Source organism: Nostoc sp. (genome assembly GCF_036917575.1).
Lineage (GTDB): Bacteria > Cyanobacteriota > Cyanobacteriia > Cyanobacteriales > Nostocaceae > Nostoc.
This window is the reverse complement of sequence record NZ_JBALDC010000058.1, coordinates 1-5,335: the sequence shown is the minus strand read 5'-3', so window position 1 is coordinate 5,335 and position 5,335 is coordinate 1. Positions and strand designations below refer to the sequence as shown.

The window sequence follows — 5,335 nt, the reverse complement described above, 5'->3', positions numbered from 1 at the left end:
GCTTGTTTTTCCGGGTTCATGCTTTAGACGGACGGCTTGTGTATTCTCATACATTCTCCCAGAAAAGGTATATCCGCCAAAGTGGGATGCTCCCTGGCGAACTAAATGATGGTGATAATGAGAATGTATATGCTACACAAGTGCTGCAATCTATCCCAATTGCAAGTCATCTGCCGGAATCAATTATTAATTATGTGATTCGGACTCATGAATCTGTGATTTTAAATGATGCAACTTGTGAAGGAAACTTTATTAATGAACCATACATTCAGCAGAACCAAACGAAATCAATCTTCTGTTTGCCACTGCTGAATCAAAGTAAGCTCGTCGGCGTATTGTATCTCGAAAATCAATTAGCAACTGGAGCGTTTACACCAGAGCGAGTCTCCTTCGGAGACGCTACGCGAACGCAAGTTTTGAATTTGTTGTCAACTCAGGCAGCCATTGCCATCGAAAATGCCAGACTTTACTCAAAGCTGTGCGCCAGCGAAAGTCAAATGGCTCAGTTTCTAGAAGCGGTTCCGGTTGGAATTGGAGTTGTGGATACGCAAGGTCGCCCTTGCTACGTTAACCAACAAGCAATTCAGCTATTAGGCAAAGGGATTGTGCCTTCTGCAACGCCGGATAAACTCGCAGAGGTTTATCAACTTTATCTGGCGGGAGGAAAACAACCGTATCCAATTGAGAACCTGCCAGTGATGCGGGCATTGAGCGGTGAACGCACTAGAATTGACGATTTAGAAATTCACCAAAACAATGCAATCATTCCAGTTGAAGCGTGGGGAACTCCAGTATTCGACGAACAGGGCAATGTGATTTATGCGATCGCAGCTTTTCAAGACATCACTGAACGCAAACAAGCCGAGCAACTGCTAGCCGATTACAACCGCACCTTAGAGCAACAGGTAGCTCAACGAACGGCAGCTTTATTAAAAAGCGAAGCTGCATTGCGCGATGTCTACAACGAGCTTCGCTTACGAGAGGAAGAATTACGACTGATCGCCAATGCTCTACCCGTTTGTATCTGTTATGTGGATGCCAATCAGCGCTATCGATTTGTCAACCGCACCTATGAGGTCTGGTTTAACTGTAGTCGAGATGAGATTATAGGCAAGTCTGTCCGTGAACTTCTGGGTGAGGCAGCTTATCAGGTTGCACAACCGTACATCAATCGAACTCTAGGAGGACAGATGACAACCTATGAGGCAGAAATTTCCTACCCGTTTGGTAAAAAGTATATCAGTGCTACCTTCATCCCTGATTGCGATCACAAAGTGGGCGCTCTGCGCCATCACAATGCTCAAGCAAGTACTTCGCTCGTTCTCGATTGCGTTCACGAAGTGGGCGCTCTGCGCCATCGTCTGACTCAAATTAAAGGATTTTATGGTCTGATCACAGATATTAGCGAACAGCGAAACGCTGCACTGCGTGAACGCAAACTTGCCGAATAAGCTTCAATTATCGAAGAACGCAACCGCATGGCGCGGGAAATCCATGATACACTAGCCCAAGCTTTTACTAGCATCATTATTCACTTAGAAGCTGCCTCTTTGAAAATCACAACTGATTTAGAGGGAACACAAGCCCTACTCAAAACGGGACGTGATCTAGCTCGCTCTGGACTTACTGAAGCGCGTCGATCAGTAGAATCGCTGCGTCCACAAGCACTAGAGAATCATGACCTCTATAGCGCCCTACAGCAACTAGCAAAGCAGATGTTCTCATACACAGAAACACAAGCGATCTGCAATCGTGTAGGCACTGCTTATCCCCTAGAAGCCGTCGTCGAAAATAACCTGCTTCGTATTGGACAGGAAGCACTCAACAATGCGTTGAAATATGCCAAAGCCAGAGAAGTTCGCGTGGAATTGGTCTATCAGCCATCGCACTTCATCCTCCGGATCAAAGATAACGGTCAAGGATTTATCATCAATAATGACACAATCGGCGGGTTTGGTTTACTGGGAATGACTGAACGAGCGGAGCACATCGGCGCACAACTCACGATTAAGAGCGCACCAGGACGAGGAACAGAAATTGTCGTATTTGTCAATCCCAGGGGGCGATCATGAGCCAATTTCCTCTGATTCACGTTCTGATTGCGGACGATCATGTGATGGTGGCACAGGGGTTAACCATTTTGCTTGAATCTCAAACAGATATCAAGGTGATTGGACGAGCAAGCAACGGGCGTGAAGCGATCGCACTCTTCCGTCAATATCAGCCTGACATTGTGTTAATGGATTTACGAATGCCTGAAATCGGAGGAGTTGAGGCAACGATTACGATTCGTGCTGAATTTAAACAAGCTCGAATTATCGTACTGACTACTTACGACGGAGATGAAGACATCTATCGTGGACTGCAAGCTGGGGCAAAAGGATATGTCCTGAAGGATGCAGGGGCTGAGGAACTCTTGAGCGCCATTCGTGCGGTTCATGCGGGCCAACAGTACATTCCACCCGCAGTAGGAGCGAAACTGGTCGAGCGCATGGGCATTCCTGAACTGAGCAATCGTGAGTTAGAAGTGCTGAACCTCATGGCACGCGGCAAGAATAATCAAGAGATTAGTACTGAACTATCGATTAGTGAAAGTACCGTCAAGTTTCACACCAAAAATATTATGAGTAAGTTGGGAGCAAGCGATCGGGCACAAGCGATCATTACTGCTCTAAAGCGAGGTGTGATCGCTATTTGATATCTAGGCTATGAGTAAACATCTATCTTTAGGATAGTCATGACCTGTCTGACAGACAGGTTATAACTGCTCGGTTTGTATAGGTAAAAAACTCTATTTGAGCAGGGCGACAATTACAGGGGATTTCCATACACTAAGTTTACCTGCTGTAGCAGAGATTTCGCAAATTCATGGTGCAGCAACACTTTTTCTAACCCGCTCGCATGGAGCAGCCAAGTTACCAGAAGCGATCGCTACTTACGATCAATCCTCACGATCACCTGCAAGGCGCGATAGATGCACCTGTCATTCTGATTGAGTATAGCGACTACCAATGTCCTTATTGTGCAGAGGTTCACAAGATGATTAAAACCATTCAACAACGACTCGATCATCAACTCTGCTTTGTGTCCCGTCACTTTCCTCAAAAACAATTTCATTTCCAAGCACAAAAAGCAGCTGAGGCAGCCGAGGCAGCAGCAGCACAGGGTAAGTTTTGGCAAATGCACAATATTCTCTTTGAGCGTCAGAAATTTTTGAGTGATGGCAATTTATTAGAGTACGCCAACGAATTAGGGCTGGATCTACATCAGTTTCTCAGAGCGATCGCCGAACACCAGTATGCTGATCGAGTCGCCCAAGATATGTACAGTGGAAAACAATGTGGTGTCACCTATACACCAACTTTGTTTATCAATGGAAATCGTTACGACGATGCCTGGGAAGTTGAGCGACTGATGACAGCTATTTTGAGCCAAGGTAAGTAACAACAGAAGTTAAACAAAATGTAAATGTTTTATATGCTTCAACAGGAGGTTAACAGATGAAGATTTTTGTTGCAGGTGCAACGGGCGCGATCGGTCGTCCATTGATCGCGCAATTGCTAGCGAAAGGACACGATGTAGTCGCCTTAACCCGTTCTCCAGAAAGAGCAAGGACTTTAATCGAACAAGGTGTGGAAACTGCGATCGCAGATGTGTTTGATGCCGATGCGCTCATTGCTGCCGTCGTTCGCGCTCAACCGGAAGTAGTGATTGAACAACTCACCTCCCTACCCAAAACTTACACTGGCGAGTCAATGAGTGCAGCAGCACCACTCAACCAGCGTCTTCGTCAAGAAGGAGGTGCTAATGTACTGGCAGCAGCGCAAGCATCTGGCGTGCGTCGTTACTTGAGACAGTCGATCGCATTCTGGGCAGTTCCCGGTAGCGGATTAGCAGACGAAGAAATACCACTATCCTTGGATGCTTCACCCGCAGTTGCAGCAGATGCTCGCACGGTGACTGAAATTGAGCGTCGCTTACTAGGGAACCCCAATCTAGAAGGAATTGCTCTGCGTTATGGCTTCTTCTACGGCCCTGGCACTTGGTTTGCCCCAGATGGCGACGTTGCTCAACAGGTGCAACAGCAACAGTTTCCCATCGTTGGTAATGGCGAAGGTGTCTGGTCGTGGATTCACATTGAGGATGTGGCGATCGCCACAGTTGCAGCAGTAGAGCGGGGCAATCCTGGCATTTATCTGATTACGGATGATCGCCCCTTAGCGGTGCGCGAGTGGCTCCCTGCTTTTGCTCATTGGCTGAATGCGCCACCACCGCCTCAGATATCCGTTGAGGAGGTACTGAAAGTAGGTGGTGCGGATGCCGTTTACTACGGTACTCAAATGCGAGGAGTATCGAATGCTAAGGCAAAACGGGAACTCAATTTTCAGCCTCGGCCTTTGGAATGGGTGCTTAACACTGCCGTGCAAAGTCAAAGCTGACTCATAAATGACTTATACCAATTCTCTAAAATGAGGCAACACATTCAAACTCCCAAACCCAGATATAGTTTAGCTTTCTTAATTACGAATTACAAATTACGAATTGGTATTATGATACGTGAGTTCTTACTTATAAGCAGCTAAACCAAATGATCATTTCCTGGAACTCTCTTTAACTACTAAAGGTTGATAAAATTATGTTTGATCTCGATCAAACTATCAAAGACCGACATTCAACACGCAAATTCTTATCGCAACCAGTGCCACGAGCTTTGCTCGATGAAGCCCTCGCTCTAGCGCAGCTTACGCCGTCAAATTCAAACATCCAGCCGTGGCGGTTGGTGTTTGCCCAGAGCGAACGCCGAGATCGTCTGCAAGAGGCTTTAGTAAACCAAGCCAAGCAGCAGCCGCCCTACACCTTTGGGCTGCCGGAAGCTTTTCAGCATTACCGTCAAGAACTGGGCGTGCAAGTCTATGGAGCTATGGGGATTGCTCGTGACGATAAAGTTAATAGACAGCTAGCCCTTCTGCGTAATTACGAATTTTTTGGCGCACCAATAGTTGGTATCGTCTGTATGCACCGAGATTTGGGCGTTGCAGATGCTTTGAGTGTGGGGATGTATTTACAAACGCTGGTGTTGTGCCTAACTGCTCGCGGCATTGATACCTGCATAGAGGTTTCGCTAGCAGCTTATCCAGAAATTATCCGTAGTGAGTTAAACATTCCACCGGAATTATTAATCATTTGTGGGTTAGCTGTTGGTTATTCCGATCCTGATTTTCCCGCTAATCATTTGCATATAAGGGACTTCCAGAGAATAAAATATACAGTCCATAAAAATGATAATCATTTTAAGGAGGGAGAGAGAGGTTGCCGACGGCAACCTCTCTCTCCC

Annotated in this window: 6 protein-coding genes; all 6 read left to right on the top strand. The window is 46.5% G+C overall.

Annotation, left to right across the window (positions count from 1 at the left end; all coding sequences use genetic code 11):
* Positions 1 to 1,451: PAS domain-containing protein (locus V7K79_RS17670; protein ID WP_335049301.1), on the top strand; the 1,451-nt coding region annotated here is incomplete at its 5' end.
* A gap of 27 nt (positions 1,452 to 1,478) precedes the next feature.
* Positions 1,479 to 2,072, top strand: coding sequence for a sensor histidine kinase (locus V7K79_RS17665; protein WP_335049300.1), 594 nt, complete (start codon positions 1,479 to 1,481; stop codon positions 2,070 to 2,072).
* On the top strand, positions 2,069 to 2,698 hold the full coding sequence (locus V7K79_RS17660; RefSeq protein WP_335049299.1) for a response regulator transcription factor: 630 nt from the start codon (positions 2,069 to 2,071) through the stop codon (positions 2,696 to 2,698). Before V7K79_RS17665 ends, V7K79_RS17660 begins: the two co-directional genes overlap by 4 nt.
* 203 nt (positions 2,699 to 2,901) lie before the next feature.
* A complete protein-coding gene (locus V7K79_RS17655; protein ID WP_335049298.1) occupies positions 2,902 to 3,444 on the top strand; it encodes a DsbA family protein in 543 nt (180 codons plus the stop codon).
* Positions 3,445 to 3,500: 56 nt separating this feature from the next.
* The gene (locus tag V7K79_RS17650; protein WP_335049297.1) at positions 3,501 to 4,439 is read left to right on the top strand and encodes an NAD-dependent epimerase/dehydratase family protein; all 939 of its coding nucleotides are present in this window, start codon (positions 3,501 to 3,503) and stop codon (positions 4,437 to 4,439) included.
* Positions 4,440 to 4,636: 197 nt separating this feature from the next.
* A partial coding sequence (locus V7K79_RS17645; protein WP_335049296.1) for a nitroreductase occupies positions 4,637 to 5,335 on the top strand: 699 nt, incomplete at its 3' end.

Bases quoted from the DNA above. Each gene is read 5' to 3' on its own strand.
- V7K79_RS17660 (WP_335049299.1), top strand. From the start codon at position 2,069: ATGAGCCAATTTCCTCTGATTCACGTTCTGATTGCGGACGATCATGTG.
- V7K79_RS17650 (WP_335049297.1), top strand. From the start codon at position 3,501: ATGAAGATTTTTGTTGCAGGTGCAACGGGCGCGATCGGTCGTCCATTG.
- V7K79_RS17665 (WP_335049300.1), top strand. From the start codon at position 1,479: ATGGCGCGGGAAATCCATGATACACTAGCCCAAGCTTTTACTAGCATC.
- V7K79_RS17655 (WP_335049298.1), top strand. From the start codon at position 2,902: ATGGAGCAGCCAAGTTACCAGAAGCGATCGCTACTTACGATCAATCCT.